Source organism: Streptomyces chiangmaiensis, assembly GCF_036281785.1.
Taxonomy (GTDB): domain Bacteria; phylum Actinomycetota; class Actinomycetes; order Streptomycetales; family Streptomycetaceae; genus Streptomyces; species Streptomyces chiangmaiensis.
The window spans coordinates 1-1,981 of sequence record NZ_JAYWVC010000500.1 but is presented as its reverse complement, the minus strand read 5'-3'; the positions used below and the strand labels follow the sequence as shown (position 1 = coordinate 1,981).

Sequence of the window (1,981 nt, the reverse complement as noted above, 5' to 3'; positions counted from 1 at the left end):
GATCGCCGCTGGGGCCACTGGCGGGCCCAGTCCAGCATGCGCTCGTACTCCTGGAGCGTCACGTCGATGCGGATCGATGCGTGATCACGGTTGGCTTCGGGATCGACGGCTGTGGACGTGTGGGTGGACTTGTGCGGATCTATGCCGATCAGCATCATCGGCGGTCCCTTTCTCGGACGTCGGGTCAGTGGAATCCGCAGCTGACATCCCGACTTCGAGAAACGTGGGGTGGCCGGTGCTCATGCCTCTGTTGAGTCAAGCCGCGAACGGAGAGCGGGCAGGTCGACACACCCAAAGAGAGCCAGCCCCTGCGGGCGGCAGGAAGTACTCGAGTCAGCCTGCCTGGCATCCTGCGGCACGTTACGGGCGGCCAACCCGATCACGAACACCGCTACCCCCGATACAAGTCGGGAAGTACTGCCGTAGCAGGCCGTTGGTGTTCTCGTTCGAGCCGCGCTGCCAGGGGCTCGCGGGATCGCAGAAGTAGACCGGGATGTCAGTCGCGACGGTGAACTCGCGGTGGCGCCCCATCTCGCTGCCCTGGTCCCAAGTCAGGGACCGCTTCAGATGGGCCGGCAGCGTCTGGACGGTCTCGACCAGGGCGTCGCGGACCACTTCGGTGGCCCGGCCGTTCGGCAGGTGCACCAGCAGCACGTAGCGGGTGGAGCGCTCCACGAGGGTGCCGATGGCCGAGGCACCGTCCTTGCCGATGATCAGGTCCCCTTCCCAGTGGCCGGGCACTGCCCGATCCTGCGCTTCGGCGGGACGCTCGCTGATCATGACCATGGGGTCGCGGAAGCGTGGCTGGCGCAGCTGGGCCTGGCGGCGGGGCTTGCGCCGGGCCCGGCCGGTGCGCAGGGCTTTGGCGAGGTCGCGTCGCAGTTCGCCGCGGCCCTGGATGTAGAGGGCCTGGTAGACGGTCTCGTGGACCACGTGCATCTCCGGCCGGTCGGGAAATCGGGCGCGCAGGGCCTGGCAGATCTGCTCCGGGCTCCACCGTAAGTCCAGGCGGTCCTGGATGAAGGCGCGCAGTTCGAGGTTCTGGCTGATCTTCCCCGGCTTGGGCCGGGGACGGCGGGACTCGGCACGGACCTGCGCGGCGTATGGCCGGTAGTGCCACTGGCCATGGGGATCGACCGTGCGGTTGCGGTGGACCTCGCGGCTGATGGTGGAAGGGCTGCGGCCCAGCTTGGCGGCTATCGCACGGATGGAAGCCTTCTCCCGCAGCCGATCGGCGATATAGATCCGGTCTGCCTCGCACAGGTACCGCGACGACGCCGAAGGCGGCGCCACCGGACGTACCGGTGGCGCCGCCTTGTTCCGGCCGGACGGTCTGCGCCCGTTGCGCCAGCGTCTGCCGGTCTTGGGGTTGATCCCGACGATCCGGCATGCCTCGTTGTTGCTGAACCCCTGCTTCACGAGCTGGAAGTATGCAGCTCGCTCAGCAGAGAGCTTCTTACGGCCCTGAGGGCTCCGCACCTTCCGAACCTCGAAGTCCATCGCATCCCCTGAACTGGGGTGTTGCGACGACCACTAGAATGGAAGTCCGTCCGGTCAGGGCCTTTCGATCCGTATGTGCGCCATTCCGTGAGTTCCCCTGAGCCCTGCTGAGTCCTCGTCCTCGTGGCCAGGGTGTTCTGTCTCCTTGTGGTGTTCTTCCCTGGCTTCCGTAGTTGGCGGGCACACGTGGTCGTGGAAAATCGGCTCTGAGCTTGGGAAACGCGTGCTTCCCGGCTGGGTGGGTGTGTGTGCCCACGCGGCCGGGTCGGTGCGGGTCAGGCTGGGTCTGCGGTGGTGATACGGGGCCGGGGCTTGATGCCGCAGTTGCGGTAGTAATAGGCCGCGCAAATAGGGGTGCTGGGTATTTGTGTCCTGAACGTGGATGGAGCTGGTTGTAGGGACAGTTCTTGAAGTGATGCTGTGCGGAAGATGAAGGTCGTTGGCCCTTCGAAGTCGCCCTGCGGGGGGAGGCTTCAAACCA

Annotated in this window: 1 pseudogene; it reads right to left on the bottom strand. The window is 66.1% G+C overall.

From position 1 onward, the window contains the following. Positions 1-408: 408 nt before the first annotated feature. Positions 409-1,500: pseudogene (locus VXC91_RS44935) on the bottom strand (IS30 family transposase); the annotation flags it as partial. Positions 1,501-1,981 lie beyond the last annotated feature (481 nt).